The organism is Streptomyces sp. NPDC001093 (assembly GCF_040298985.1).
GTDB lineage: Bacteria > Actinomycetota > Actinomycetes > Streptomycetales > Streptomycetaceae > Streptomyces.
On sequence record NZ_JBEPBF010000055.1, the window covers coordinates 1 to 26649 of the forward strand.

20 protein-coding genes, 1 tRNA gene and 1 pseudogene are annotated in these 26649 nt (G+C 71.2%); 8 read left to right on the plus strand and 14 right to left on the minus strand.

Translation table 11 applies throughout. From position 1 onward, the window contains the following. The 3 genes from ABT288_RS25625 to pyk all read left to right on the plus strand — a co-directional run. Nucleotides 1–1234: pyridoxal phosphate-dependent decarboxylase family protein (locus tag ABT288_RS25625; RefSeq protein ID WP_351612038.1), on the plus strand; the 1234-nt coding region annotated here is incomplete at its 5' end. After that, nucleotides 1231–2652 carry a lysine N(6)-hydroxylase/L-ornithine N(5)-oxygenase family protein gene (locus ABT288_RS25630; protein ID WP_351612041.1) on the plus strand — a complete coding sequence of 474 codons (1422 nt, stop codon included), beginning with the start codon at nt 1231–1233 and terminating at the stop codon, nt 2650–2652. The genes ABT288_RS25625 and ABT288_RS25630, both read left to right, overlap by 4 nt. A gap of 134 nt (nt 2653–2786) precedes the next feature. Next, entirely contained in the window at nt 2787–4226 is a 1440-nt protein-coding gene (pyk, locus tag ABT288_RS25635; RefSeq protein ID WP_351612043.1) for a pyruvate kinase, read from the plus strand. Nucleotides 4227–4285: 59 nt separating this feature from the next. Here pyk and ABT288_RS25640 read toward each other — a convergent pair. Beyond that, a tRNA-Leu gene (locus ABT288_RS25640) sits at nt 4286–4360 on the minus strand. Nucleotides 4361–4460: 100 nt separating this feature from the next. On the opposite strand from ABT288_RS25640, the gene ABT288_RS25645 reads away from it, so the two are divergent. After that, a complete protein-coding gene (locus ABT288_RS25645) occupies nt 4461–5117 on the plus strand; it encodes an ANTAR domain-containing response regulator (protein WP_351612046.1) in 657 nt (218 codons plus the stop codon). Between the two features lie 61 nt (nt 5118–5178). On the opposite strand, the gene ABT288_RS25650 is transcribed toward ABT288_RS25645, so the two are convergent. The 9 genes from ABT288_RS25650 to ABT288_RS25690 form a co-directional block, all read right to left on the minus strand. Next, nucleotides 5179–5895, minus strand: a complete 717-nt coding sequence (locus ABT288_RS25650; protein WP_351612049.1) for an ABC transporter ATP-binding protein — start codon at nt 5893–5895, stop codon at nt 5179–5181. Further along, complete coding sequence (locus ABT288_RS25655; protein ID WP_351612052.1) at nt 5892–6860, minus strand: ABC transporter ATP-binding protein; 969 nt, start codon at nt 6858–6860, stop codon at nt 5892–5894. The genes ABT288_RS25650 and ABT288_RS25655 overlap by 4 nt, the downstream gene beginning before the upstream one ends. Nucleotides 6861–6865: 5 nt before the next feature. After that, nucleotides 6866–8707: a branched-chain amino acid ABC transporter permease gene (locus ABT288_RS25660; RefSeq protein WP_351612054.1), complete on the minus strand. Its 1842-nt coding sequence runs from the start codon at nt 8705–8707 to the stop codon at nt 6866–6868. A gap of 5 nt (nt 8708–8712) precedes the next feature. Next, entirely contained in the window at nt 8713–9645 is a 933-nt protein-coding gene (locus tag ABT288_RS25665) for a branched-chain amino acid ABC transporter permease (protein WP_351612057.1), read from the minus strand. 111 nt (nt 9646–9756) lie between these two features. Next, nucleotides 9757–10998, minus strand: a complete 1242-nt coding sequence (locus ABT288_RS25670; RefSeq protein WP_351612059.1) for a branched-chain amino acid ABC transporter substrate-binding protein — start codon at nt 10996–10998, stop codon at nt 9757–9759. 270 nt (nt 10999–11268) lie between these two features. Next, entirely contained in the window at nt 11269–11922 is a 654-nt protein-coding gene (locus ABT288_RS25675; protein ID WP_351612061.1) for a Tat pathway signal sequence domain protein, read from the minus strand. Then, nucleotides 11919–12146 carry a hypothetical protein gene (locus tag ABT288_RS25680; protein WP_351612064.1) on the minus strand — a complete coding sequence of 76 codons (228 nt, stop codon included), beginning with the start codon at nt 12144–12146 and terminating at the stop codon, nt 11919–11921. The genes ABT288_RS25675 and ABT288_RS25680 overlap by 4 nt, the downstream gene beginning before the upstream one ends. Nucleotides 12147–12425: 279 nt before the next feature. Continuing rightward, on the minus strand, nt 12426–12917 hold the full coding sequence (locus ABT288_RS25685; RefSeq protein WP_351612066.1) for a hotdog fold thioesterase: 492 nt from the start codon (nt 12915–12917) through the stop codon (nt 12426–12428). A gap of 47 nt (nt 12918–12964) precedes the next feature. Then, entirely contained in the window at nt 12965–15277 is a 2313-nt protein-coding gene (locus ABT288_RS25690) for an FdhF/YdeP family oxidoreductase (protein WP_351612068.1), read from the minus strand. Between the two features lie 180 nt (nt 15278–15457). Between ABT288_RS25690 and polA the strand changes: the two genes are divergently transcribed. Then, on the plus strand, nt 15458–18184 hold the full coding sequence (gene polA, locus ABT288_RS25695) for a DNA polymerase I (RefSeq protein WP_351612069.1): 2727 nt from the start codon (nt 15458–15460) through the stop codon (nt 18182–18184). A gap of 200 nt (nt 18185–18384) precedes the next feature. Here polA and ABT288_RS25700 read toward each other — a convergent pair whose 3' ends face one another. Both ABT288_RS25700 and ABT288_RS25705 read right to left on the minus strand, forming a co-directional pair. Next, nucleotides 18385–18537: a hypothetical protein gene (locus tag ABT288_RS25700; RefSeq protein WP_351612072.1), complete on the minus strand. Its 153-nt coding sequence runs from the start codon at nt 18535–18537 to the stop codon at nt 18385–18387. A gap of 158 nt (nt 18538–18695) precedes the next feature. After that, nucleotides 18696–19628, minus strand: a pseudogene (locus tag ABT288_RS25705) (DUF4184 family protein). A gap of 340 nt (nt 19629–19968) precedes the next feature. Here ABT288_RS25705 and ABT288_RS25710 point away from each other — a divergent pair. The 3 genes from ABT288_RS25710 to pgfA all read left to right on the plus strand — a co-directional run bounded on the left by ABT288_RS25710 (nt 19969) and on the right by pgfA (nt 23004). Beyond that, nucleotides 19969–21687 (plus strand): lytic transglycosylase domain-containing protein, encoded by a 1719-nt coding sequence (locus ABT288_RS25710; protein ID WP_351612075.1) that lies wholly within the window; start codon nt 19969–19971, stop codon nt 21685–21687. A gap of 161 nt (nt 21688–21848) precedes the next feature. Continuing rightward, on the plus strand, nt 21849–21983 hold the full coding sequence (locus ABT288_RS25715) for an SPW_0924 family protein (RefSeq protein WP_107440881.1): 135 nt from the start codon (nt 21849–21851) through the stop codon (nt 21981–21983). Nucleotides 21984–22011: 28 nt separating this feature from the next. Beyond that, nucleotides 22012–23004, plus strand: a complete 993-nt coding sequence (gene pgfA, locus ABT288_RS25720) for a cell envelope lipid trafficking protein PgfA (protein WP_351612077.1) — start codon at nt 22012–22014, stop codon at nt 23002–23004. Here pgfA and hrpB read toward each other — a convergent pair. Both hrpB and ABT288_RS25730 read right to left on the minus strand, forming a co-directional pair. Further along, nucleotides 22994–25516, minus strand: a complete 2523-nt coding sequence (gene hrpB / locus ABT288_RS25725) for an ATP-dependent helicase HrpB (protein ID WP_351612079.1) — start codon at nt 25514–25516, stop codon at nt 22994–22996. The genes pgfA and hrpB overlap by 11 nt on opposite strands. A gap of 112 nt (nt 25517–25628) precedes the next feature. Then, the gene (locus ABT288_RS25730; RefSeq protein WP_351612158.1) at nt 25629–26465 is read right to left on the minus strand and encodes a class I SAM-dependent methyltransferase; all 837 of its coding nucleotides are present in this window, start codon (nt 26463–26465) and stop codon (nt 25629–25631) included. Nucleotides 26466–26649: the final 184 nt, after the last annotated feature.

Here is a 26649-nt window from a genome sequence, read left to right on the forward strand (position 1 = left end):
ACCGGAGGCCGTCGCCGCGCACGTCGCCGACGTGCTCGGGGACGCCCTTCCCGACCAGGGCGACCCCGACGCCCTGCGCGCCCTCGTGCACGCCCTGGCCGAGGGCGCCGCCGACCCCGCCGACCCGCTGTGCGCGGCCCATCTGCACTGTCCGCCGCTCGCCGTGGCCACCGCCGCCGACCTCGCCGTCAGCGTCCTCAACCCGTCCCTGGACTCCTGGGACCAGGCCCCGGCCGCCTCCGCCGTGGAGGCCGCGGTCACCCGCGCCCTGGCTCGCGCCGCCGGTCTCGCCGACGCCCTCGTCACCACCGGCGGCACCGAGTCCAACCAGCTCGCCCTGCTCCTCGCCCGCGAGGCACACGGCGGCAGTGTCCGATTGATCTGCGGGGCCAACGCCCACCACTCGCTGCCGCGCGCCGCCTGGCTGCTCGGCCTGCCCGACCCGGTCCTCGTCCCGGCGGCGGGCGGCACCCTCGACCTCGCCGCCCTCGACGAGGCCCTCACCACGCTCTCCGGCCCGCTGCTGGTCGCCGCCACCGCCGGCACCACCGACGCCGGACTCATCGACCCGCTGCCCGAGATCGCCGGCCTGTGCGCCGCGCACGGAGCCCGCCTGCATATCGACGCGGCCTACGGCGGAGGCCTCCTCTTCAGCGACCGGCACCGGGAGAGACTCGCCGGACTGGAAGCCGCCCACACCGTCACCCTCGACCTGCACAAGCTCGGCTGGCAGCCGGTCGCCGCCGGACTCCTCGCCGTCGCCCGCCCCGGCGAACTCGCCGTACTGCACCAGCGCGCCGACTATCTGAACGCCGACGACGACACCGGGGCCGGGCTCCCCGACCTGCTCGGCCGCTCCCTGCGCACCACCCGCCGCCCCGACGTCCTCAAGATCGCGGTCACCCTGAAGACCCTCGGCCGCACCGGACTCGGCACCCTGATCGACCAGGTCTGCGCCCACGCACGCGAGTTCGCCGCGCTGGTCGAGGCACACCCCGGCTTCGAGCTGTACGACCGGCCCGCGATCAGCACCGTCCTGTTCCGGCCCGCGGGCGCCACCGACGACGCCGTGGCCGCCGTACGCCGTGGGCTGCTGCACGAGGGCCGGGCCGTCCTCGGGCGCGCCCGCCTCGACGGCCGCCTCTGGCTCAAGGCCACCCTCCTCAACCCCCACACCCGGCCGGACGACCTGGCCCGGCTCCTGAAACTCGCAGAAGAAGGCACCCTCGCATGACCAACCCCCCGTGCCACGAGCCCACCTCCCCCCGCGACCTGGTCGGCATCGGCATCGGCCCCTGCAATCTCTCGCTGGCCGCACTCGCCCAGCCGCTCGCCGAACTCGACGCCGTCTTCTACGAACAGCGCCCCGGCTTCGACTGGCACCCCGGCCTGCTCATCGAGGGCGCGACCATCCAAGTGCCGTTCCTGGCCGACCTGGTGAGCCTCGCCGACCCGACCAGCCCGTGGAGCTTCCTGAACTACCTCAGGACCCGCGAGCGGCTCTTCCCCTTCTACTTCGCCGAGCGCTTCCACATCCAGCGCGCCGAGTACGACGCCTACGGCCGCTGGGTCGCCCAGAGCCTGCCCGGGCTGTGCTTCCGCCACCAGGTCGACGCGGTCAGCTGGAACCCCGAACGGGACGTGTTCGAGGTCGACTTCACCCAGCTCGACGCCGCGGGCGAGGCAGAGGCGCTGGGCCGTACCTACACCCGCAACGTCGTCCTGGGCGTCGGCGCCGCGCCGTACGTACCCGATCCGCTCAAGCCCCTGGTGGCCGCCCCGGGCGTGCCGGTCATCCACGCCGCCGACTACCTGGACCACCGTTCCGCGATCCTCGCCGCCGAGCACGTCACCGTCGTCGGCTCCGGGCAGTCCGGTGCCGAGGTCTTCCTCGACCTGCTGCGCAACCGCCCCGCCGGGCGGGAGAAGCTGCACTGGATCGGCCGCAGCGAGGCGTTCGCGCCGATGGAGTACTCCAAGCTGGGCCTGGAGCACTTCACCCCCGACTACACCCGCTACTTCCACGCCCTCGCCGAGCCCGTCCGGGACCGGCTGGTCGCCGCGCAGTGGCAGCTGCACAAGGGCATCGACGCCGGCACCCTCGCCGCCATCCACGACGAGCTGTACCGGCGCACCCTGCACGGCGGCTGGCCCGACGCCGTCCTCACCCCGGGCGTCCGGGTCCGCACCGCCGGCCGGATCGCCACGACCAGGATCGAGCTGCACCTGGAACACCTCCAGCAGGACAGCCGCTCCCGGCTCACCACCGACGCCGTCGTCCTCGCCACCGGCTACCGAGACCGCCCGCTCGGCCACGTCCTCGCCGGGCTCGACCCGTACCTGCGCCGCGACAGCAGTGAACGCCTGCGCATCGACGAGGAGTTCCGGCTCGTCCTCGACCCGTCCGTGACCGGCTCGGTCTACGTCCAGAACGCCGAGCTGCACACCCACGGCGTGGGCGCACCCGACCTCGGCCTCGCCGCCTGGCGGAGCGCGACCATCCTCAACTCGCTCACTGGAAAGGAGCCGTACCCGCAGCCCTCGCGAACCGCTTTCACCTCATTCGGACTCGAGGCGATCCAGCACCCCCGGCACCGCATGCCGCAGGCCCGCCAGGCACAGCACCTCACGCCACTGGTCGACGGCAGGTGATCCCCAAGGGGAATTCGCTCATCGGAGCGAGTGACCGCACAATTCAACACTTGTCAATGACCATTTACTCAAAGGTTGTTGAGTGGTCATGTGGGGCCGAATCTCTACCCGCGGGTAAGGCCTAGGCTCGACATATGCGCCGAGCAAAGATCGTCTGTACTCTGGGGCCCGCCACCGACTCGTACGACCAGATCAAGGCACTGGTCGACGCCGGAATGGACGTGGCCCGGTTCAATCTCAGCCACGGCACCCACGCCGAACACGAGGAGCGTTACCGGCGAGTGCGCAAGGCGGCCGACGAAACCGGCCGCAGCGTCGGAATTCTCGCCGACCTTCAAGGCCCGAAGATCCGGCTCAGCCGTTTCGGTGAAGGACCGGTACTCCTTGAACGCGGCGACACGTTCACCATCACCGTCGAGGACGGCGTGGAGGGCGACCGCCACCAGTGCGGCACCACCTACGCCGGCCTCGCCGCCGACGTCTCCCCCGGTGAGCGCATCCTCGTCGACGACGGCAAGGTCTGCCTGGAGGTCACCGCCGTCGACGGCCCGCGCGTCCGCACCCTCGTGGTCGAGGGCGGCATGGTCTCCGACCACAAGGGCCTGAACCTCCCCGGCGTCGCCGTCTCCGTCCCCGCCCTCTCCGAGAAGGACGAGGAGGACCTGCGCTGGGCGCTGCGCACCGGCTTCGACGTCATCGCGCTCTCCTTCGTCCGCAGCGGCGACGACGCCAGGGGCGTGCACCGGATCATGGCCGAGGAGGGCTGCCGCCTCCCGCTGATCGCCAAGGTCGAGAAGCCGCAGGCCGTGGCGAACCTCGACGACATCGTGGCCGTCTTCGACGGGCTCATGGTCGCGCGCGGCGACCTGGGCGTGGAGATGCCCCTGGAGCAGGTGCCGATCGTGCAGAAGCGCGCGGTCAAGCTCGCCAAGCGCAACGCCAAGCCGGTCATCGTCGCCACCCAGATGCTCGACTCGATGGTCGACAACGCCCGGCCGACCCGCGCCGAGGCCTCCGACGTGGCCAACGCGGTCCTCGACGGCACGGACGCGGTGATGCTCTCCGGCGAGACCAGCGTCGGCAAGTACCCGGTCGAGACCGTGCGCACCATGGCGAAGATCGTCGCGGCGGCCGAGGAGGACATGCTGGCCAAGGGCCTGCCGCCGCTGACCGAGCGGAACAAGCCGCGCACCCAGGGCGGCGCGGTCGCCCGCGCGGCGGCGGAGATGGGCGACTTCCTGGGCGCGAAGTTCCTGGTGGCGTTCACCCAGTCGGGAGACACCGCCCGCCGCCTGTCCCGCTACCGGTCCCCGATCCCCCTGCTGGCCTTCACCCCCGAGCCGGCCACCCGCTCCCAGCTCAGCCTCACCTGGGGCGCCGAGACCTTCCTCGGCCCGCACGTCGACTCCACCGACGCCATGGTCGACCAGGTGGACGAGCTGCTGCTGAAGTACGGCCGCTGCGAGAAGGGCGACGTCGTGGTGATCACGGCCGGCTCCCCGCCCGGTGTCTCCGGCTCGACCAACATGGTCCGGGTCCACCACATCGGGGAGGACGACAGCCCTAAGGCATGAAAAAGGGCCCCTCACCTGAGGGGCCATCCGGAACGCTGACCTTGGAATCCAAGGAAAAGTGCCCCGGGTCGGACTCGAACCGACACTGTACGGGTTTTGAATCCGTTGCCTGCTGCCAATTGGGCTACCGGGGCTCGCAGAATCCAAGGTTTCCCCCGACCCTCCGCGCGTCCACCATACCGTAGCTAGGTAGGCTCTTGTCAGCAGTACCCCTGCCTGGAACGAGGAGCCCCCGTGACCGCCGAGTCGCCCCAGCCCGTAGACGCGCCCGACGACGACAAGTCGCACGTGCCTCCGCTGACGACCCGTGTCGTCATCGCCGAGGACGAGGCCCTGATCCGGCTCGACCTGAAAGAGATGCTGGAGGAGGAGGGGTACACCGTCGTAGGCGAGGCCGGGGACGGTGAGCAGGCCGTCGAGCTGGCCCGCGAGCACCGGCCCGACCTGGTGATCATGGACGTGAAGATGCCCAGGCTGGACGGCATCTCCGCGGCCGAGAAGATCGCCGAGGAGTCCATCGCGCCGGTGCTGATGCTCACCGCCTTCTCACAGCGCGACCTCGTCGAGCGCGCCCGGGACGCCGGCGCCATGGCGTACCTGGTCAAGCCGTTCAGCAAGAGCGATGTCGTCCCGGCCATCGAGATGGCCGTCTCCCGCTTCACCGAGCTGAAGCAGCTGGAGCAGGAGGTCGCCGACCTCACCCAGCGTCTGGAGACCCGCAAGCTGGTGGACCGCGCGAAGTCGATCCTCCAGACGGAGTACGGCCTGACCGAGCCGGCCGCGTTCCGCTGGATCCAGAAGACCTCGATGGACCGGCGGATGTCGATGCAGCAGGTCGCGGAGGCTGTGATCGCGGACAACGAGGAGAAGAAGGCGGCCAAGAAGGGCTGACCCCGTACGGCAAAGGCCCGCGCCCCGGAGAAGGGGGCGCGGGCCTTTGCCGTCGTGACGGTCAGTCCTCGCCCAGATAGGCCTTGCGGACCGACTCGTCGTGCAGCAGGTCCTGCCCCGTGCCGGACAGGACGATGTTGCCGACCTCCATGACATGGCCCTCGTCGGCGAGCGAGAGCGCCGCCTGGGCGTTCTGCTCGACCAGCAGGATCGTCGTGCCCTGGGACTTCAGCTCGGCGATCGTCGCCATGATCTTCTGCATCATGATCGGCGACAGGCCCATCGACGGCTCGTCCAGCATGAGCAGCTTCGGCTGGGACATCAGGGCGCGCCCCATCGCCAGCATCTGCTGCTCACCGCCGGAGAGGGTGCCCGCGGCCTGCTTGCGGCGCTCACCCAGGATGGGGAAGAGGTCGTAGGCGCGCTGGATGTCCTTCTCGATGCCGGGCTTGTCGCCGCGCAGGAACGCGCCGAGGCGCAGATTGTCCTCGATGGTCATGCGCGGGAAGATGTGCCGCCCCTCGGGGGAGTGGGCGAGGCCCAGGGAGACCACCTGGTGGGCGGGGACCTTCTTCAGCGACTTGCCGTTGAACCGGATCTGGCCGCCGACCGGCTTCAGCAGGCCGGAGAGCGTGCGCAGGGTGGTGGTCTTGCCGGCGCCGTTGGTGCCGATGAGGGTGACCACCTGACCGGCCTCGACCTTGAAGGAGATGCCCTTGACGGCTTCGATCTTGCCGTAGGCGACCCTCAGGTCCTCCACTTCGAGCAGTGCGGTCATCGGTCGTTCTCCTTGCCGGGCGCAGCGTCGGTCGTGGTCTCGGCGTCCGCCTCAACAGACTCAGTAGCCTCAGCAGACTCGGCTGCCTCACCGGCCTCGGCGTTGGCCTCGGCGGCCTCCACCTCGGCCACCTCTTCGTCGCCGGGCGCGTTCTCGAAGGGCTCGCCGAGGTAGGCCGCGATGACGCGTTCGTCGCCCTGGACGGTGGCGCTGTCACCCTCGACCAGTTTCTCGCCCTGCACCAGGACGGCCACGCGGTCGCACAGGTTGAAGATGAAGCGCATGTCGTGCTCGATGACGAGGACGGCGATTCCCTTGTCCCGGATGGCGAGGACCAGTTCCTCGGTGGCCCGGGTCTCCTGCGGGTTCATGCCGGCCGTCGGTTCGTCGAGCAGCAGCAGTCCGGGCTCGCTGGCCAGCGCGCGGGCGATCTCCAGCTTGCGCTGCTCGCCGTAGGGGAGGTTGCGGGCGAGGTGCTCGGCCTTCTTCTCCAGGCCCACGAACTCCAGGAGTTCCATGGCGCGTTCGCGGGAGGCCTTCTCGGCGCGGTGGAATCCGGGGCCGCGCAGCAGCGCGGACCACAGGCCTTCCTTGGTGCGGGTGTGCCGGCCGACCAGGACGTTCTCCAGGACCGTCATGTTCGCGAACAGCCGGATGTTCTGGAAGGTGCGGGCGATGCCGGCCGCGGTGACCTTGAAGGACTTGGGCGGGAGCACCTGGCCCTTGTAGCGGACCTCGCCCTCGGTGGGCACGTACAGGCCGGTCAGGCAGTTGAAGAAGGTCGTCTTGCCGGCGCCGTTGGGGCCGATCAGGCCGACGATCTCGCCGCTCTGGACGGTGAAGTCGACATTGCGTACGGCGGTGAGGCCACCGAAGCGCATGGTCACGCCGCGGGCGTCGAGCACGACCTCGCCGGGTGCGGAGGCGCCGGGGACGGCGTCCTTGGTAGTGGTGTCGGTAGTCATCGTGGTCAGGCCCCTGCCTTGGTGAGGACGGCGGGTGCTTCGGCCTCTTCGTGGAACTCGAGCTGGCGGCGCCGGTTGGGGATGAGGCCCTCCGGACGGAAGCGCATCAGCAGGATGAGGGTGACGCCGAAGGCGAAGAGCTGGTAGTCGCCCAGGAACTGCAGCTTGGCCGGGATCAGGTACAGCAGGGACGCGCCGACCAGCGGACCGGCGATGGTGCCCATGCCGCCGAGGACCACCGCGGCCAGCAGGAAGGCCGAGTTGGGCGGTACGGCGTAGGCGAACTGGTACTGCTCGGGGGTCACGGTGTAGGTGACGTGGCCCTGGACGGAGCCGGAGAGACCGGCCAGGCAGGCGCCCAGGGCGAAGGCGATGAGTTTGACCCGGAAGCCGTTGATGCCCATGGCGAGCGCCGCGGTCTCGTCCTCGCGGATGGCGATCCAGGCGCGGCCGATGCGGGAGTCGCTGCTGCGCCGGAACACCACGACCACGATGAACGTGATGATCAGCATCAGCAGCAGGTAGTTGGCGAACCGGCCGATGGTGGTGCCCAGGATCTGGTGCTCCTGGCCGAAGTCGAAGCCGGCGATGTTCAGGTTCGGGATCGAGGAGATGCCGTTGGAGCCGTTGGTGACGTCCGGGCCCGAGGTGCCGTCCATGTTGAGGACGGTGATGCGGAAGATTTCACCGAAGCCGAGGGTGACGATGGCCAGGTAGTCGCCGCGCAGTCGCAGGGTCGGGGCGCCGATGACGACGCCGAAGATCATGGCGACGACCGCGCCGAGCAACGCCGAGGCCCAGAACGGCCAGTTGACGTGCAGGGGGGATGACGGCGAGCCGGAGACCAGGGCCGCGGTGTAGGCGCCGACGCCGAGGAAGGCGACGTAACCGAGGTCGAGGAGGCCGGCGAGGCCGACGACGATGTTCAGGCCCAGCGCGACGGTCGCGAAGATCAGGATGTAGACGCCGATCGTCGCGTACTGGTCGTTGGACTGGGTGAAGGGGAAGGCCGCGGCGGCGACGAAGGCGCCGGTCATGGTGACGGTGCGGTGCTTCGCGGTGATCGCCGAGACCCGGGCCACGAGCCCGGCCTTGGAGAGGGCGGCGAAGCCGAAGCCTGCGGTGATGAGGAAGCCGATGAACAGCTCGTCGTACGGTGTGCTGACGCCGTAGCTGAAGACCCACAGGCCCACGGCCATGGCCGCGACGATGACGAGGATCTCGGCATAGGCCGGCAGGGTGCGCGCCGGTTCCGGGGCCTTGGCGACGAAGGCCGCCTTGAAGATGTTCCATTTCTGCCGGGAGTTGTGCCGGAACAGCTCCCAGCCGCGGTCGTCCGGGTCGGCGAGGTCGGGCTCCGGCCGTTCGAACGGCAGGGCCAGCGCGCCGAGCAGGGCGGCCAGGGTGGCGACGGCCACGACGAAGCCGCCGGGCTCCAGGTTCACCAGGCCGCCGAGCTCGTCGCTGATGGCGATGACGGTGTACCAGGCGGTGGCGAAGGTACCGAGCGCGGCCAGCTTCAGGGCCGCGTCGGCGCTTCCGGGCGTCAGCCACCCGAGGCCCCTGACGCCGTAGGAGGCGAGGCCGAACAGGGTGGTGAGGATGCCTCCGATCAGCACCAGGACCTGCAGGCCGCCCGGGTAGCCGTAGACGGTGAGGTCACCGGGGAAGTCGGCGGTCCAGGTCCAGGACAGGAACGTGGAGACGATCGCGAGGGCGCCGCCGCCGGTGGCGAGGGCCCTGCCGAGCGGGGCCGGCAGACCGATCAGGCCGGACGGGGCGGTGGCGGGTGCGCTCGGGGTTTCCGGCGTCTCGGGGGTGTCGGATGTGGTGGTCTGTGTGGTCATCGGTGTCACGCCCTGTCCGCGACGCGTTCGCCGAGCAGGCCCTGCGGCCTGAACAGCAGTACGAGGATGAGGAGTACGAAGGCCCAGACGTCGGCCCAGGACTGGCTGCCGAACTTGTCCATGCCGGGGATGTTCGCGATGTAGGCGGTGGACAGGGCCTCGGCCACACCGAGGACGAGACCGCCGAGCATGGCCCCGTAGATGTTTCCGATGCCGCCGAGGACGGCCGCGGTGAAGGCCTTGAGACCGAGGAGGAAGCCCATCTTGAAGTCGATCTGGCCGTACTTGAGGCCGTAGGCGACGCCTCCGACGGCCGCGAAGGCGGCGCCGAGGGCGAACGCGATCACGATGATCCGGTCGGTGTTGACACCCATCAGCTTCGCGGTGTCCGGATCCTGGGCGGTGGCCTGCATGCCGCGGCCGGTACGGGTGCGCATCACGAAGTAGGCGAGGAAGGCCATGCTGAGCGGGGCCGCGATCACCAGGAAGATGTCACCGGTCTGGATCGTGACGCTGCCGATGTCGAAGGGGCCGCCCGGAATCGTCGGGAAGGTGCGGGCGGACTTCGCCTGGGGGTACCAGGCCCACACGGCCTGCTGCAGGGCCAGGGAGAGGCCGATCGCGGTGATGAGGGGGGCGAGACGGGGGGCGGTGCGCAGGGGACGGTAGGCGAACCGTTCCGCTCCGACGGCGACCAGGACGGCGACCAGGACCGCGCCCACCAGCATGAGGGGCAGGGCGACCCACATCGAGGTGCCGTCAGGCAGTATGTACGCGTAGACCGTGAGCGCGCCGAAGGCGCCGGTCATGAAGATCTCGCCGTGGGCGAAGTTGATGAGCTGGACGATGCCATAGACCATCGTGTAGCCGATGGCGACCAGCCCGTACATGGATCCCAGTAGCAGGCCGTTGACCAGCTGCTGCGGCAGTTCGTTCACCGCATGTCCTCCGAGAGGTTCGGAAAGCTTCGACGGATGGGGCCGGATGCGAGGACGCGCGGGGCGCCAGTGGAACAGCGCCCCGCGCGGCTCTGTGGATGCGGGTGTGGGTCAGCTGCTGGGGGTGTACGTGCCGGACTGGGCAGCCTTCCAGGCGCCGCCGTCGACCTTGTAGACGGTGAGCTGCTTGTTGGTCGCGTCACCGAACTCGTCGAAGGAGACCTTGCCGGTCACACCGTCGAAGGAGACGTTCTGCATCGCGGCGGTGACCTTGGCGCGGGCGTCGGACGGCAGCTTGCCGCCGTTGGCGTCGACGACCTTCTTCACCGCTTCGATGATCGACCAGGCCGAGTCGTAGGAGTAGCCGCCGTAGGCCGCGTAGTCCTCCTTGTAGCCCCCCGCCTTGTAGTCGGCGACGAACTGCTTGGCGGAGGCCAGGGTCTCGACCGGGGCGCCGACCGAGGTGGCGAGGTCACCGGTGGCGGCGCTGCCCGCGAGCTTGATGAAGGTGGGGTCGTAGATACCGTCACCGCCGACCAGCGGGACGTTGGCGCCCGCCGACTTGATCTGCTTGCTGAGCGGACCGGCCTGCGGGTACTCGCCGCCGTAGTAGACCACGTCGGCGCCCGAGGACTTCACCTTGGTGGCGACCGCGGAGTAGTCCTTGGTGTCGGGGTTGATGTGCTCGGTGCCGACGACCTTGCCGCCGAGCTTCTTGAACTCGTCGGTGAAGGTGGCGGCGAGGCCGGCGCCGTAGGTCTTCTTGTCGTCGATGACGAAGACCTTGGTCTTCTTGGCCGTGTTGTAGACGTACTGGGCGGCGAAGGGGCCCTGGATGGCGTCCGTGGTCGCCGTGCGGAAGTACGACTTGTACGGACGCGCCTTCGACGTCTGCCAGTTGGTGCCCTGGGTCAGGGCGGGGTTGGTGTTGGCCGGCGAGACCTCGACCAGCTTGGCGTCGTCGAAGACCTTCTGCATCGACTGGGCCACGGACGAGTTCAGCGGGCCGACCACGCCGAGGACGCTGTTGTCGCCGACGAACGCGGTGGCGTTCGACTGCCCGGAGGAGGGCTGGGCCTGGTCGTCCTTGGCCACGATCTTGAAGGTGACGCCCTTGACGTAGTTCTTCTTGTTCGCGGTGTTGACCGCGAGGTCCACCGAGTTCTTGATGCCCAGGCCGAGCGCGGACAGGTCGCCGGTCAGCGGGGCGTCGACGCCGATGGTGACGGTGGTGCCGCCGCCCTTGCCGGAGTCCGAGCCCTTTCCGCCGCTGTCGCGCGAGCCGCAGGCCGTGAGGGTGAGTGCTCCCGCTGCCAGCGCGGCGGTGATGGCGATGAGCGAACGTTGACGCACGATCAGTCCTTTCCCCAGGACGACCGCATCCCTGTGGAAGCGGTCGAGCCGCGCGCCTGCCCGAAGTGACGAGCCGAAGAGGAGATCGAGGGCGCGGTGACTGGCCGTGACTCTAAGCGTGTGCGGGGAATGTGGAGGAGAGCTTGACCAAGGCTGTGACGCTCTTGTTATGACACGACGTAATGCAGAGCGGTACGCCGTGGGGGATAGAGCGGAATTAAGGCCGATTCGCTCTGTCCGCAATGTGAGAACCCGCTGGATCCACCATGATCAATTCAGGTGTCTCGAGGGTTTTGGTAATGACGTGGCACTGTTGCTGCAGGCGACTTCGAGGGCATGGGAGAGGTGTTGCGCGTAGCGCGGACCGAGGATGTAGCTCTGAATCTGCATTGCGCGCGTATTACGCAGAGTTACATCCAGGAAAGGCAGTCCGGCGTCCATAGGTACTTTTCCGCATTGCGTCACGTGCATGGTTATCGTGATCTTGCGGTCCGAACCTGCCTTTGTCCGGAACGGCGTTCGCGGGTCCGTCACCAGCGAGAGTCCCGCGTACGGCTGGGTCACCCGGGTCACCGTGACCGGCGGCCCCGACTCCACGCTCAGTAGCACAGCGAAGCTGAAACTGCGGGGCAGGGCGCCCGCCGGAGTCGTCCGGCCGCCCACATACTCCACCACCACCGCCTGGGCGGGGTAGGGAGCCGGGGGCGGTGGCGGCTTCTGAGGCCGGGTGGCGTAGAGATAACCGCCGCCGGTCAGGAGGGCGGCCGCCGCGGTGAACGCAAGGACGGCACGCCGGTGGCGGCCGTAACGGGCCGCCAGGACCGAGCGAATCCGGCCTGGGAGGCCTGGAGTTGGGGCTGCCGGCTGCCGAGCGTCCCACGCATGTGTGCCCTCGCCGGGCTCCACGGGACCGATGCCGCTCATTGCCAGGGGCTTTCGGTCGGAGCGCCATGGCGATAGCGCTCGACGCAGGCCGCGCGCGCCTGACGGCCGATCAACTCCTCTGCGGACGAATCGCCTTGTCGCCCCCTCACGGCGCGCGCGGCTTTCACGACGTCCCGCAGGATCTCGTACTCCCCGTTGGACAAACCCATCGACTGGTAGTCGCCGTAGGTGCTGCCGTCGAGCACCTTGCGGGACCAGTCCACGACGAGGCGGGTGCACAGGTCCGCGGCAGAGGTCTTCGCGGGAGAGGGGGAGGAACTCTCCGAGGGGGAGGAGCGGGCAGCCGTTCCGGGGGCGGCGGGCCGGTCGCACGCCGCCGTCCACACAAGTGCCGACAGCGCCGGCCCGAGCACCAGGAACCTCGCCCCCGGCCGGGGGTCCCCTCGCCGTCCCATGAGCAGAAACTAAGGGGAGGGGCGGCGGGGGGCAACGGTCCGGTGCCGGCTGTTCGGCCGGCGGGGCAGTGGTGTGGTGCCGGCCGGTCAGTCCGCCGTGGGCGGTACCTGCGCCGCGTCGCCCGGCCGGGCGTCCCGCAGCAGACAGGTCAGCCGGGCGCTGCACACACGGCGGCCCTGCTCGTCGCTGATCACGATCTCGTACGTCGCCGTCGAACGGCCCCGGTGCACCGGCGTGGCCACACCGGTGACCAGGCCCGAGCGGACCCCGCGGTGGTGCGTGCAGTTCAGGTCCACGCCGACGGCGATCTTCGAGCTGCCGCCGTGCAGCATGGAGCCGACCGAGCCGAGCGTCTCCGCCAGCACCGCCGAGGCACCGCCGTGCAGCAGGCCGTACGGCTGGGTGTTGCCCTCCACCGGCATGGTCCCGACGACCTTCTCCGCCGAGGCCTCCAGGATCTGCACACCCATCCGCGTGCCGAGATGCCCGGCCGAGAACAGGGCGGGCAGGTCGACGCCGAGCGCCGCGTACTCGTCGATGACCTGCTGCGGGAATCTCACCTGCTGCTGCTCGCCCATGGGCCCAGCTCCTTCGTCGTACATCTGTCGGTCGACTGAGCAAACGCTCAGTCGGTCGCCGATTGTTCCAGACGGCCCTCCGCCTGCCCGGTGTGACCTTCGAGACGTACGACCACGGACTTGCTGGCCGGGGTGTTGCTGGTGTCGGCGGTCGCGTCGAGCGGGACCAGGACGTTCGTCTCCGGGTAGTACGCCGCCGCGCATCCCCGGGTCGTCGGGTAGTGCACGACCCGGAAACCGGGCGCCCGCCGCTCCACGCCGTCCTTCCACTCGCTCACCAGGTCGACGTACGACCCCTCGGTGAACCCGAGCGCCCGCGCGTCCTCGGGGTTCACCAGCACCACCCGGCGGCCGCCCGTGATGCCCCGGTAGCGGTCGTCCAGGCCGTAGATCGTGGTGTTGTACTGGTCGTGCGAGCGCAGGGTCTGCAACAGCAGCCGGCCCTCGGGCAGTTCGGGGTACTCCACCGGCGCCGCCGTGAAGTTCGCCTTGCCGGTGGCGGTCGGGAAACGGCGCTCGTCGCGCGGGGCGTGCGGCAGCGCGAAGCCGCCCGGGCGGGCCACGCGCGCGTTGAAGTCCGCGAAACCGGGGACCACGCGCGCGATGCGGTCACGGATCGTGGCGTAGTCCTTCTCGAACTCCTCCCACGGCACGACGCTGCTCTCCCCGAGCACACGGCGCGCGAGGCCGCAGACGATCGCGGGCTCCGACTTCAGCCGCGGGCTCGCCGGCGCCAGCCGCCCGCGCGAGGCGTGCACCATGCCCATCGAGTCCTCGACGGTCACGAACTGCTCGCCGCTCGCCTGCAGATCCCGCTCGGTGCGGCCCAGCGTGGGCAGGATCAGCGCCCGCGCGCCCGTGACCACGTGCGAGCGGTTGAGCTTGGTCGACACGTGCACCGTCAGTCGCGCCCGTCGCATCGCGGCCTCGGTGACCTCGGTGTCGGGGGAGGCGGAGACGAAGTTGCCGCCCATGGCGAAGAACACCTTCGCCTCGCCGTCGCGCAGCGCCTGGATGGCCCGTACGACGTCGAAGCCGTGCTCGCGCGGTGGCGCGAACCCGAACTCCTTCTCCAGCGCGTCCAGGAAGGCCGGGGCGGGCCGCTCGAAGATGCCCATGGTGCGGTCGCCCTGTACGTTGCTGTGCCCGCGCACCGGGCACACGCCCGCGCCCGGCCGGCCGATGTTGCCGCGCAGCAGCAGGAAGTTGACGACCTCGCGGATGGTCGGGACGGCGTGCTTGTGCTGGGTGAGGCCCATGGCCCAGCAGACGATGGTGCGCTTCGAGGCGAGCGCCATGCCGAGGGCCTGCTCGATCTCCGCGCGCGTGAGGCCCGTCGCCTTCAGGGTCTCGTCCCAGTCGGCGGCACGGGCGGCCGCGGCGAACTCCTCGAATCCATGGGTGTGTTCGCGGACGAACTCCTCGTCGACCGCGCCGTCCGTCTCGAGGATCAGCTTGTTGAGGAGGCGGAAGAGGGCCTGGTCGCCGCCGATGCGGATCTGCAGGAACAGATCGGTGAGGGCGGCGCCCTTCAGCAGGCCCTGCGGGGTCTGCGGGTTCTTGAACCGCTCGAGGCCCGCCTCGGGCAGCGGATTGACGCTGATGATCCTCGCGCCGTTCGCCTTGGCCTTCTCCAGGGCGGAGAGCATGCGGGGATGGTTCGTCCCCGGGTTCTGTCCCGCGACGATGATCAGGTCGGCCTTGTGGAGGTCCTCCAGCAGGACGCTGCCCTTGCCGATGCCGATGGTCTCGTTGAGTGCCGAGCCGGAGGACTCGTGGCACATGTTGGAGCAGTCCGGCAGGTTGTTCGTGCCCAGCTCGCGGGCGAACAGCTGGTACAGGAACGCGGCCTCGTTGCTGGTGCGGCCCGAGGTGTAGAAGACCGCCTCGTCGGGGGAGGACAGGGCGGCGATCTCCTCGGCGACGATGCCGAAGGCGCGCTCCCAGCCGACCGGCTCGTAGTGCGTGCCGCCCTCGGGGAGGTACATGGGGTGCGTGAGCCGGCCCTGCTGGCCCAGCCAGTACCCGCTCCTCGTCGCCAGGTCGGCCACCGAGTGCGCGGCGAAGAACTCCGGGGTGACCCGGCGCAGGGTGGCCTCCTCGGCCACCGCCTTCGCGCCGTTCTCGCAGAACTCCGCCTTGTGCCGGTGGTCCGGCTCCGGCCAGGCGCAGCCCGGGCAGTCGAAACCGTCCTTCTGGTTCACCCGCAGCAACGTCAGCGCCGTGCGCCGCACGCCCATCTGCTGCTGGGCGATGCGCAGCGTGTGCCCGATGGCGGGCAGTCCCGCCGCCGCGTGTTTCGGCTCCGCGACCTGCGGCGCGTCCTGAACCGGATCACCCTTGGGTGGCTTGGTCGCCATCGCGCGGTCCCCTTCGGCTGCGTGTGGGAAGTACGGTGCCGATCCTCCCACGGGGCACCGACAACCGTGCCCGGAGGGCATACGGGAACACCGGCACTCTCGGTGACCGAGGAAAACCCTGCGCAGCCCGCCATCCGGTCCCGGACCGGAGTGTCAGTGGGGCGTGGCAGGATCGGGGACGTGGCAGAGACAGCATCGAACAAGACCGACAAGATCCCCGGCGGCCCCCGTCCCCGGCTGATGCTCATGGACGGGCACTCGCTGGCCTACCGCGCGTTCTTCGCGCTGCCCGCGGAGAACTTCACGACCGCGACCGGCCAGCCGACGAACGCGATCTACGGCTTCGCGTCGATGCTGGCCAACACCCTGCGTGACGAGGCGCCCACGCACTTCGCGGTGGCCTTCGACGTCTCGCGCAGGACCTGGCGCTCCGAGCGGTTCACCGAGTACAAGGCGAACCGCTCCAAGACCCCGGACGAGTTCAAGGGGCAGGTCGAGCTGATCGGCGAGCTCCTCGACGCGATGCACGCCCCCCGCTTCGCCGTGGAGGGGTACGAGGCGGACGACGTCATCGCCACCCTCGCCACCCAGGCCGAGGCCGCGGGCTTCGAGGTGCTGATCGTCACCGGCGACCGCGACTCCTTCCAGCTGGTCACCGACAACATCACCGTGCTCTACCCGACGAAGGGCGTCTCGGAGCTGACCCGGTTCACCCCGGAGAAGGTTTTCGAGAAGTACGGATTGACGCCCGCCCAGTACCCGGACTTCGCGGCCCTGCGCGGCGACCCGTCCGACAACCTCCCCGGCATCCCCGGCGTCGGCGAGAAGACCGCGGCGAAGTGGATCAACCAGTTCGGCTCGTTCGCGGAGCTGGTCGAGCGCGTCGACGAGGTCAAGGGCAAGGCCGGGCAGAACCTCCGCGACCACCTGGAGTCGGTCAAGCTCAACCGCGTCCTCACGGAGCTGGAGCGCGAGGTCGAGCTGCCCAGGGCGGTCGCCGACCTGGAGCGGGCCGCGTACGACCGCAAGGCCGTCACGATGGTCCTGGACACCCTGGAGATCCGCAACCCGTCCCTGCGCGAGCGTCTCTTCGCCGTCGACCCCGGCGCCGAGGAGGCCGAGACCACGCCGATCACCACCGACGGCGTGGAGATGGACGGCAAGATCCTGCGCACCGGCGAGCTGGCCCCCTGGCTCACCGAACACGGCACCGAGACCCTGGGCATCGCCACCGTCGACACCTGGGCGCTGGGCACCGGCTCGGTCGCCGAGGTCGCCCTGGCCGCCGCCGGGGGAGCGGCCGCCTGGTTCGACCCGGCCGAGCTGGACGAGGCCGACGAGAACGCGTTCGCGGCCTGGCTGGCCGACGCCGGCCGCCCCAAGGTGTTCCACAACGCCAAGGGCGCCATGCGCGTCTTCGCCGAGCACGGCTGGTCCGTCGAGGGCGTGTCCATGGACACCGCGCTCGCCGCCTACCTCGTCAAGCCGGGCCGCCGCTCCTTCGACCTGGACGCGCTCTCCCTGGAGTACCTGCACCGCGAGCTGACGCCCGCCGCCGCGGCCGACGGCCAGCTGGCCTTCGGCGCCGACGACGGTGCCGAGGCCGAGGCCCTGATGATCCAGGCCCGCGCCGTCCTCGACCTCGGTACGGCCTTCGAGACCCGCCTGGAGGAGGTCGGCGCGGCCGACCTCCTGCGCGACATGGAGCTGCCCACCTCCGCCCTGCTCGCCCGCATGGAGCGCCACGGCATCGCGGCCGACCGCGCGCACCTCGAGGCCATGGAGCAGACCTTCGCGGGCGCCGTGCAGCAGGCCGTGAAGGAGGCGCACGCGGCCGCCGGCCACGAGTTCAACCTGGGCTCGCCCAAGCAGCTCCAGGAGGTCCTCTTCGGTGAGCTGGCCCTGCCGAAGACGAAGAAGACCAAGACCGGCTACACCACGGACGCCGACGCCCTGGCCTGGCTCGCCACCCAGACCGACAACGAACTGCCGGTGATCATGCTCCGCCACCGCGAGCAGGCGAAGCTGCGGGTCACGGTCGAGGGCCTGATCAAGACCGTCGCCGGCGACGGCCGTATCCACACCACCTTCAACCAGACGGTCGCCGCGACCGGGCGCCTGTCCTCCACGGACCCGAACCTGCAGAACATCCCGGTCCGCACGGACGAGGGCCGCGCGATCCGCCGCGGCTTCGTGGTCGGCGAGGGCTTCGAGTCCCTGATGACCGCCGACTACAGCCAGATCGAGCTGCGGGTGATGGCCCACCTCTCCGAGGACGAGGGCCTGATCCGGGCGTTCACCTCCGGAGAGGACCTGCACACCACGGCCGCCTCCCAGGTGTTCGGCGTGGAGCCCGCCGCGGTGGACGCGGAGATGCGCCGCAAGATCAAGGCGATGTCGTACGGCCTGGCCTACGGCCTCTCCGCCTTCGGCCTGTCCCAGCAGCTGAACATCGAGGCGGCGGAGGCCCGCGCCCTGATGGACGCCTACTTCGAGCGCTTCGGCGGAGTCCGCGACTACCTTCGCCGCGCGGTCGACGAGGCACGTGCGACCGGCTACACGGCGACCCTCTTCGGCCGCCGCCGCTACCTCCCCGACCTCAACAGCGACAACCGCCAGCGCCGCGAGGCGGCCGAGCGCATGGCCCTCAACGCGCCCATCCAGGGCACGGCCGCCGACATCGTCAAGATCGCCATGCTCAAGGTGGACAGCGCCCTGCGGGCAGCGGACCTGAAGTCCCGCATGCTCCTGCAGGTCCACGACGAAATCGTCCTGGAGATCGCCCCCGGCGAGCGGTCGGCCGCCGAGCAGATCGTCCGCCAGGAAATGTCCGGCGCCGTCCACCTCCGGGCCCCCCTGGACGTCTCGGTCGGCGTCGGCCCGGACTGGGAGTCGGCAGCGCACTAGCCTGCGGCGCCTGTGCGGAGGGGGGCGTTGCCACCGGCCTCGCTGCAACACCCCCTCCGCTGCACAGGCAGGGCACCGAACCCACCGCACACCGGCAATTCGGCCGACCCCCCGGAGGGACCCGTCACTCACGTGGCCCCCGCCAAAACGCCCCGCACCCCCCGCAGCCGCAAAACTGCGGGCATGGGTATACGCATGCTTCACCGCCGGACGCCCGAGGCATACATCCGGGCCTGGGCGGACACCGCCTCGGCGCAGGCCATGCCCGCCTCGCCGGTCCCGGCCCTCGCGGCCGACGCAAGCACCGCCCGCATCCCCGCCGAGCTGACCGCGACCGTCCGCAGGGCCGCCACGCACCTCCGGCACAGACTCGCCGGCCTGACCGCCCCCGTGGACCGCGCCCCCGACTGGCGCCAGTGGGCCGACCTCGCCCGCGGCTACCTCGCCCTCGCGCTCACCGCGATCCCGAGACCGCGCCCCCGGCGCACCCTCACCGTCTTCGTCGCGTCCCTCACCGACCGACCGGCCGCCCCCGGCCCGCACCGACCACCCCACCGGGACCACCGGGAACAGCGGGACCACCGGGATCACCGGGATCAGCGGGAGCAGCAGGACCGGCGAGACCGCCGAAGCCGTCGCGAACCGGGCCCCGACGCCACACCCTGACCCCGACGGCGTACAGCAGCGCTCCCGCCGCCGGCCCGGCGCCCACCCCGAAGCACAGGGCCGGTACCCGTTCCCACGCGCTCCGGTGCCCCATGAGCACCTGCCGACGCGCCGCCCGCTGCACCGCCCCGGCCACCGCACAGCCGCCGGGCACCGCGCCGGCCCACCACCGGTCCCGTACGGACGGCAGGGGCACCCCCACCGGTACCCCGCCCGGCGCACGCCGCAGCGCACGCACGCCGAACGCCGCGATCAGGACCGCGCCCAGCACGGACGAGCCGTACTGCAGCCACGAGAACAGCGGCATGCCCGCCACCCGGTCCCGCCCGATGGCCGGAACCAGCCGGTCCCCCACCGCCCTTGATGCGTGAACGCGTCCCACACCACATGGGTCAGCGCACCCGGCGCCGCGGAGACGTACCACCGCACCACCGTGACCACACGGGCACGCGCGCGTGGCGCACCGCACCGCAGCACAGCAGCACGGCCGGCCGCCCCTCTCGCCCCGGGGCAGCAGTGCGAGCAACGGCTCGCGGACGAGCAGCCACAGCCCCACCAGCGCCCACGAGATGAGCACGTCGACCGTGAAGACCCCGGCGAACGCGTGCGTGCCCGCGCCGAATTCCAAGCCACCCGGCAGGACATTCGCCGCGTAGAAGGGCATGTCGGGCGCGAAGGAGCCCGCGACGAGCACCGCAGGAACCAGTCGGCCGCGGCCGGTGCCGTCCCGGCGGAGCGCGGGCAGCACGGCCGCCGCATGGCTGAGCGTGAACGGCAACAGAGCCTCCCGGAAAGGTCGTCGGCCGTGGCGCCGAGCCCCTGATCACGTCCGTCCCGTATCCGCCGATCGGCCCGTCCCGCATGCGGACCGCCTTGCGCGGTCGTACGCGACAACGAGAGTTGGCCAATGGGTGAAATACGGGCGTGAAGCGGTCCCGGCGCCAAGCAAGTTGTCGTAGGGTCACCTGCGGCGTGACCTGCCGGGCGCGGGGTCGAACACGCGTCGCGCGGATGGCAGGACGCCACAGGGGCAACCGAAACACCGGGTCAACCGTCACACCAGGGCGAGACAGGCAGACGGAGACGGACGCACGGAGTCCACAGGAGGGGTTCACTCGATGGCGGCGCATTTCGGAAGGCGGCTGCGCAAGGGGGCGGCGACCACCGCCGTGGCCGCGGCAGCGGTCGCGGCCCTGTCCGCGTCCCAGGCTCCGGGAATGCCCGGCGAGGACCGCGGCAGACCGGCGACGGCCGGCGCCTCCGCCCCCGTGCCCCCCGTGACCTCCGACGGCAACGCCACCGGCAACTCGCCGTACTACACGGACCTGCCGCCGCTCAACAGCCCCAACCCCAGCCCCTCACCGAGCGCCACCGGCACCCCCGTCGCCCAGGGCGATGCCGAGGCCGGCATCCCCGCGACGGTCCTCGACGCCTACAAGAAGGCCGAGGCCGAACTGCGTTCCGCCAAGCCCGGCTGCAACCTGCCCTGGCAGCTGCTCGCCGCGATCGGCAAGGTCGAGTCGGGCCAGGCCGACGGCGGCCGGGTCGACGCGAACGGCACCACGATCGGCCGGATCCTGGGCCCGGCGCTCGACGGCAACGGCTTCGCGCTCATCAAGGACACCGACCACGGCGTCTACGACGGCAACACCGAGTACGACCAGGCCGTCGGCCCCATGCAGTTCATCCCGTCGACCTGGGCCTGGGCCGGCCGCGACGGCAACGGCGACGGCAAGAAGGACCCCAACAACGTCTACGACGCCGCCCTCGCCGCGGGCCACTACCTGTGCCGCAACGGCTGGGACCTCTCGCGCGAGGACGACCTGCACAGCGCGATCCTCAGCTACAACGGCTCGCAGGACTACCTGAACACCGTCCTGTCGTGGCTGGAGTACTACCGCAAGGGCACCCACTCCGTGCCCGACGGCACCGGCGGTGTGCCCACCCACCGCAGCGACGACGGCACCCCGCGCGCCAAGTCCCCGAAGCACTCGAAGGCGCCGAGGACCAAGCCGGACCCGAAGCCCAGCACGCCCGGCGGCGGGCACGGCAGCCCCAGCCCGACGCCTCCGAAGCCGCCCGTTCCGCCGACGCCCCCGCAGACCCCCACCGACACCGTGGACCACCTGCAGGACGCGGCCACCGCCAAGCTCACCGCGATGGCCGGCCACGCCTTCACCGACCAGATCGGCACCCGGGCCGAGACCAAGGCCGGAAAGGCCATCGCCAAGGTCAGGATCCGGTTCACCGTCACCGGGGACACCGACGCCACCTTCGCCGGCGGCGAGACCGTGGCCACGGTCGCCACCGACGCCAAGGGCGTCGCCCTCGCACCGGCGCTCCAGGCGGGCGAGAAGACCGGCGACTTCAGGGTCATGGCCACCGTCGTGGGCCGCACGGTCACGGGCCTCGGCTACACGGCCACCGTCACCGAGCGCGCCGCCGACACCCTGACGCGCACCAGCGACACCCCGCTGACCTGCACCCCGGGCGGCGAGTTCGCCGACCAGGTCCAGGTGAAGGCGACGTACAAGGGCGCCGTCGCGGACAAGGTCGCGGCCACCGCCACCCTGATCAAGTCCGACACCGACGCCACCGAGAACGACAAGGGCCCGTACTTCAAGGACGCCGACGGCAAGCCCGTACGCACGCTCACCGGCCTGCAGACGGATGCCAAGGGCCTGCTGACGCTGCCGAAGCTGTACGCGGACGACACCACCGGCACCTTCCTGCTCCGCATCACCACCACCGGCGGTGCGACGCTCACCGTCGAGCTGAAGGTCGCCGCCGACTCCTCGGCGAGCCCGTCCCCGTCCCCGAGCCCGTCCGCCTCCTGACACACGCGAACCGGCAGGGCGCCCTCTCCGCACCGCGGGGGGAGGGCGCCCTCGTTCGTCCGTGCACCGCTGTTCTCATCTCACCCGCCCGTTGCTACGGTGCCCAACCTGACGATCCATCAGAAAGCCGTCAGGACACGACCGTCCGCCGGGAGGCCCGTATGCGCGCCCTGATCGCCGCCGCGACCGGTCTCGCCCTCGCGCTCGTCCTGGTCCTGGCGATGACCGCCATGGGCACGCCGACGGGCCGTACATCCCCCAAGCCGCTGCTGACGACGGTGCCCTCGCATCCGTAGCCGCGCCCGTCCGGGAGGGAGGCCTTCCATGCGCCGCAAGGCAAGCCTGGTCCTGCTCGCCTGCGCCGTCTTCTGCGCGGCGCTCGCCCCGCTGCTGCGCTGGTACGCCTTCCCGCGCCTGGCGAGGATCCCCGCGAACCAGTACCAGGACATGGTTCTCGAGGCCAGGAACGCCACCCTCCTCGACTACGGCACGATGCGCGCGAAGCAGGTCTCCAAGGTCACCATCGTGCAGACCCTCAAGGGCGACGTGGACGCCGCGAAGAGGATCGAGGGGACCGCAGGCCGGCCGGTCGTGGTCTGGGACAGCCTCTCCTACGTCCAGGGCCCCGACGGCAAGATGGTCTCCAAGGTCCCGGAGCGCTACATCTTCGACGCCCACAGCCAGGACCCCGTGCACGCCACCGGCGAGATGGTCGACGGCGACCCCGTCACCCGCCAGGGCATCGAGTTCAAGTGGCCCTTCCTGACACAGAAACGCGACTACGAGTACTTCGACGCGCAGACCCGCACCACCAACCCCATCCACTACAAGGGCATCCGGACCTTCCGCGGCCTGAAGGTCTACTACTTCGAACAGACCATCCCCTGGACCAAGGTCCCCCTGCCGAAGACCATGCCGGTCCAGGGCATCACCCCGGAATCGGTCGCCAAGACCGGCACCACGCGCTGGTACAGCACGGTCCGCAGATTCTGGGTCGAACCCGTCACCGGGGCGCCCGTCTACGGCGAGGAACTCCACAAGGAGGAACTGCGCGGCGGCACCCTGCTCGGCGGCCGGGACCGGGTCACCGCCTTCGCCGGGGACGTGAAGATGCGCGAGGACTACATCGAGCACACGGTCGCCCTGGTCAAGCACAACCGCACCCTGGTGCTGATGCTCACCTCGTACGTCCCCTGGGGCTCCCTGACCGCGGGAGTCCTGCTGCTCGCCCTCTCCCTGTGGCTGGAGGCCCGCGCCCGCCGCCCCCGGGACGCGGCGCCCGCGGAGCCCGCCGAACCAGAACCGGTCAGCGCCTGAGCCGCGCGTTGGTGTGCCGTGTGGGCTCGGCGGCCGCCGGGTCCTCGGGCCACGGATGCTTCGGATACCGCCCGCGCAACTCCGCCCGTACGCCCTGGTAGCCGCCCTTCCAGAAGGAGGCGAGGTCGGCCGTGACGGCGGCGGGCCGCCCGGCGGGGGAGAGCAGATGCACGAGCAGCGGCACGCCCGCGACGGCCGGCGTCTCGCGCAGCCCGAACATCTCCTGCAGCTTCACCGCGAGCACCGGCCGCTCCGGATCCCGGTAGTCGATCCGGATTCTGGACCCACTCGGTACGGTGATCCGCTCCGGGGCCAGCTCGTCCAGCCGGGCGGCCTCCCCGGTCGCCCAGGGCAGCAGCCGTGCGAGCGCCTGCCCGGCGTCGATCCGGCCGAGATCGGCCCGCCGCCGGGCCCGGCTCAGCTCCGGCTCCAGCCAGTCGTCCACGCGCGCGTGCAGCGCGTCGTCGGACACGTCCGGCCACGGCTCACCGAGATGCGTCCGAAGGAACGCCAGCCGTTGCCGCAGCACCTCGGCCTCCGGCGACCAGCGCAACACCCCGAGCCCCTCCTGCCGGAGCCCTTCGAGCAGGGCCGCGCGTACGAACGCGGGCGCAGCGTCCTTCAGCGGCTGTACGGCCAGCTCGATGGCGCCCAGCCGTTCGACGTGCCGGGCCACGACATCCCCGCCGGCCCAGCGCACCTCGTCCCGCTCGTCGAGCAGCGCCCCCGCTGCGGCCCGCGCCACGTCCTCGGTCACGGCGGCCCCGAGCAGCACGCGCGCGTGGCCCGTACCGGAGGGCCGATCGGCGACGGCGACGACGATCCAGGGCGCACCCCGCAGTCCCGACCCCTCCTGCAGCTCGGCCCGGGTACCGGAGGCCATGAGGTACGACCCGCCGTCGAGCCTGGCGACACGCTCGGGAAAGGCGAGCGCGGCGACGAGCCCGGTGAGCTGGTCGTCACCGGTGCCCGGTCCGACCTGGACGGCGCCTTCCGGCCGACGGCGTCGGTCGGGCACGTGGGACTCCTGTGAGACGGCCCGCAGCCGCCGTACCTCCGCAGCCCACCGCGCAGCGTAGGCGTCACCACCACGCCGGGCACGCCGCAACGCGCCCGCAAGATCATCCCCGTAGTCCCGCGGCACCTCTTCGGAGAGCAGAGCGACGACCTCGGCGCCCCCACCAGACGTGTCCAGCAACGCCCGCCCCAACCGAGGGTGCACCCCCAGCCGAGCCAGCCGCTCACCGACCGACGTGGCCCGGCCGACGGAGTCCACCGCCCCCACCGCCGTCAACGCGGAGCGCGCCGCCGCCATCGCCCCACCCGGCGGAGGATCGAGCAACGCCATCCCGGAGGCGTCCGGATCGCCCCAGCAGGCCGCCTGCAAGGCGAACGCGGTCAGGTCGGCCACCTTGATCTCCGGCGCCGGAAACGCCGGCAGACGCCCGTCCTCGGCCTCGGACCAGCATCGGTACACCGCCCCCGGCGCTTCCCGCCCGGCCCGCCCCGCCCGCTGCCGCCCGGCCGCCCGCGACGCCCGTATGGTCGTCAGCCCGCTCAGCCCGCGCGCGTGGTCCACCCGGGGCTCACGCGCGAGCCCGGAATCCACCACCACGCGCACCCCGGGCACCGTCAGCGAGGACTCCGCCACCGAGGTCGCCAGCACCACCCGGCGCCGTCCCGCGGGAGACAGCACCGCGTCCTGCACGGCGGCCGGCGCCCGCCCGTGCACCTGGAGCACGTCGACGTCGCCGAGCGCGCCTAGCTGCCCCGCCACGCGCGCGATCTCGCCCACACCGGGCAGGAAGCACAGCACGTCCCCGTCCCGCTCGGCCAGCGCCCGCCGCACCGTCGACGCCACATGAGCCAGCAGCGCCGGATCGACGCGCATCCCGTGCGGCGGCCGTACCGGACGCGCCGGAGGCGCCCACACCACCTCCACCGGGTGCGCGACGCCCTCCGCCCCGACCACGGGTGCCCCGCCCAGCAGCCGCGCCCAGCCCTCGGCGTCGGTCGTCGCCGACGCGGCCACCAGCCGCAGCTCCGGCCGCAGCGCCTGCCGTACGTCCCACAGGAACGCGGCCGCCGTGTCGGCATCCAGATGCCGTTCGTGGCACTCGTCGAGGACGACGACGTCGACGCCCGGCAGCTCCTGGTTCCGTTGCAGCCGCTGCAGCAGCACACCGGTCGTCACGACCTCCACGCGCGTGTGCCGCCCCACGGCCCGTTCGCCGCGCACGGTGAAGCCGATGCTCTCGCCGGGCTTCTCGCCCAGCAGCCACGCCATGCGCCGGGCCGCCGCCCGCGCCGCGATCCGGCGCGGTTCGGCCACCACGACCCGCCGCGCGGGCCCGCCCCCGGCCAGCCCCGCCAGCACGAGCGGCACCAGCGTCGTCTTGCCGGTGCCGGGCGGCGCCACGAGCACGGCGGTGCCGCCGTCCTCCAGGGCCTCGGTCAGGGCGGGCAGGGCCGAGCGCACGGGCAGCGCGTCCAGGACGTCGTAACGGATCACGCCCCCAGTGTCGTACGACGGCGAGACCGGCCCTCACGCGCGCACACGCAAACGCCCGCACACGCGCGTGCCCGCATGTACAGGGGTGGGAGATCTGCACAGAGGCGGGAGGTCAGTCCCGCTCGCACACGAAGATCGCCGTTCCCGGGATCAGACGGCCCCGCAACGGGGACCAGCCGCCCCACTCCGCGGTGTTCCAGGCCGGCCACTCCGGCTCCACCAGGTCCACCAGGCGGAAGCCGGACGCCGCGATGTCCCGGACACGGTCGCCGAGCGTCCTGTGGTGCTCGACGTAGACCGCGCGGCCCTCCTCGTCCTGCTCCACGTAGGGCGTGCGGTCGAAGTAGGAGGACGACACCGACAGGCCCTCGGGGCCCGGCTCGTCCGGGAACGCCCAGCGGATCGGATGCGTCACCGAGAAGACGAACCGGCCACCCGGACGCAGCACCCGGCGCACCTCGCCGAGCACCAGCCGCGGGTCGGCGACGAACGGCAGCGCCCCGTACGCGGAGCAGGCCAGGTCGAAGGCGCCGTCCGCGAAGGGCAGCGCCCCGGCGTCCGCACAGACCAGCGGAAACGATCCACCGATCCGCAGGGCGTGCTGGAGCTGGCGGTGCGAGAGGTCCAGCGCCACGGGGCGGGCCCCCTGGGCGGCCAGCCAGCGCGCGCACTGTGCCGCGCCCGCGCCGATCTCCAGGATGTTCTTGCCCTTCAGCTCCTCCGGCGGGCCGAGCAGCTCGGCCTCCACCTCGTCCAGGCCCTCCGGACCCCACACGAAGCGGTCGTCGCCGAGGAACGTGCCGTGCTCGACCTGGTACTCGTCCGCGTTGCGGTCCCACCAGCCCCGGTTCGCCCGTGTGCTCTCCGCGACACCGGCGTCACGGCGTGTCGCCTCGGGCTCGTACGCCTCGGATCCCTCGGGCTCGTACGCTTTCGGCTCTTGGATGATCGGCTCCCTCGTCGTACTCTTCCGTCCAACCCGCCAGGGTCCGACACGGAGGCGGTCCCGCAGGCCTGCGCGGCCTCAAAGGACGTTTCTTCTGCCGGTTATGCGGCGATCTGCCACGGGTGTGCGCCTTCGCGCATTGACCATGCCCGGCTGCCCCCGTATGCTACAAGTTGCGCTGCGGGCC